The sequence below is a fragment of the Citrobacter sp. wls826 genome (assembly GCF_005281245.1).
Lineage (GTDB): Bacteria > Pseudomonadota > Gammaproteobacteria > Enterobacterales > Enterobacteriaceae > Citrobacter > Citrobacter braakii.
Map to the genome: position 1 here is coordinate 109,251 of NZ_SZWS01000045.1, position 1,976 is coordinate 111,226.

Annotated in this window: 3 protein-coding genes; 2 read left to right on the forward strand and 1 reads right to left on the reverse strand. The window is 52.5% G+C overall.

Annotation, left to right across the window (positions count from 1 at the left end):
- Positions 1 to 1,351 (forward strand): bifunctional UDP-sugar hydrolase/5'-nucleotidase (locus tag FDW87_RS10105; protein WP_252363096.1); only part of this gene is annotated, 1,351 nt, incomplete at its 5' end.
- Between the two features lie 37 nt (positions 1,352 to 1,388).
- Here the strand turns inward: FDW87_RS10105 and FDW87_RS10110 are convergent.
- Positions 1,389 to 1,766, reverse strand: coding sequence for a carboxymuconolactone decarboxylase family protein (locus FDW87_RS10110; protein WP_016157923.1), 378 nt, complete (start codon positions 1,764 to 1,766; stop codon positions 1,389 to 1,391).
- Positions 1,767 to 1,854: 88 nt separating this feature from the next.
- On the opposite strand from FDW87_RS10110, the gene FDW87_RS22230 reads away from it, so the two are divergent.
- Positions 1,855 to 1,976, forward strand: a 122-nt coding sequence (locus FDW87_RS22230; RefSeq protein ID WP_252363103.1) for a LysR family transcriptional regulator, incomplete at its 3' end; no start/stop codon positions are given.

Here is a 1,976-nt window from a genome sequence, read left to right on the forward strand (position 1 = left end):
CACCTGGTTTTTGGATGCTGGCGACTATTTCACCGGGCCATATATCAGCAGCCTGACCAAGGGGAAGGCGATTATCGATATCATGAACACCATGAATTTTGACGCTGTCACCATGGGTAATCATGAATTCGATCACGGTTGGGACAATACGCTGCTGCAACTGAGCCAGGCAAAGTTTCCGATCGTGCAGGGCAACATCTTTTACCAAAACAGCAGCAAAATGTTCTGGGATAAGCCTTACACCATTATTGAAAAAGATGGCGTAAAGATAGGCGTGATTGGCCTGCACGGCGTGTTTGCTTTTGATGATACGGTTTCCGCTGCGACACGTGTCGGGATCGAGGCGCGGGATGAAGTGAAGTGGTTGCAACGCTATATCGATGAGCTGAAAGGCAAAGTCGATCTCACCGTGGCGCTGATCCATGAAGGCACGCCAGCGCGTCAGTCCAGTCTGGGGGGCACCGATGTACGCCGTGCGCTGGATAAAGACATCCAGACCGCAGGCCAGGTGCAGGGGTTGGACATCCTGATCACCGGTCATGCGCATGTGGGCACGCCGGAGCCGATTAAAGTAGGTAACACCCTGATTCTGTCTACCGACAGCGGCGGCATTGATGTGGGTAAACTGGTGCTGGATTACCAGCAAAAACCGCATCAATTTACCGTGAAGAACTTCGAGCTGAAAACCATTTTTGCTGATGAGTGGCAGCCAGACCCGCAGACGAAACAGGTCATTGATGGCTGGAATAAAAAGCTCGATAAAGTGGTGCAGCAGACGGTTGCCAACGCGCCGGTTGAGCTGACGCGTGCTTACGGTGAATCTTCTTCGCTGGGAAATCTGGCGGCAGATGCGTTGCTGGTTGCGGCGGGTAAAGATACCCAGTTAGCGCTCACTAACTCGGGCGGCATCCGGAATGAAATCCCTGCTGGAGTCATCACCATGGGCGCAGTCATTAGCACCTTCCCGTTCCCGAATGAGCTGGCAACCATGGATCTCACCGGGAAGCAGTTACGTAGCCTGATGGAGCACGGCGCGGGTTTAAGCAACGGTGTATTGCAGGTGTCCAAAGGACTGGAGATGAAATATGACAGCAGTAAACCGGTTGGTCTGCGGGTTAGCGTATTGACGTTAAACGGCAAACCCATTGAGGATGCCACGGTTTATCACATTGCCACCAATAGCTTCCTGGCGGACGGCGGTGATGGTTTCACGACATTTACTGAAGGCAAAGCGCGTAACACATCCGGCGGTTACTATGTCTCTAATGCGGTCGTGGATTATTTCAAAGCGGGAAATACGCTGACGGATGAGCAACTCAAAGGCATGCGTGTGGAAGATGTGAAACCGTAGTGAGGTCAGGCCAGCAGATATTCCGCTGGCCTTTGTTTTAACCTCTGTGGGAGGCAAACACCTCTTTTGCAGCGAACAGGCCGTTGAGTGCTGCCGGGAATCCCGCATAAACAGCCATCTGCATCATCACTTCAATAATCTCTTCCTGCGTTAAGCCAACGTGCAGCGCGGCGGCGATGTGTACCTTAAGCTGCGGTGCGGCGTTACCCATGGCGGTGAGCGCGGCGACGGTGGCAATTTCTCTACTGCGTAAATCCAGCCCCGGCCTTGAATAGATGTCGCCAAAAGGAAATTCAATCAGGTATTGGGCGAAGTCTGGCGCAATATCCTGCAGACTTTCGACTACCGCATCTCCGCCTTTTCCATCAACCTGTTGCAGCATTCTCTGACCGGTTAAATAGCGTTCTGAATCCATGATAATCACCTCGTGAGTTCGTGTACGGCATGAGGATAGAGCGTGCGGAATGATTGGGGTAATACCGTTTCCGTGATACCTTTTCGGTATGACAACATCGCCTTTGCACTCTCTGGACATCCGCCTTCTACGCTATTTTTCCGTGGTGGCGGAAGAGAACAACATGAGTCGAGCGGCGCAGCGTTTATTTATGTCGCAGCCGCCGCTGAG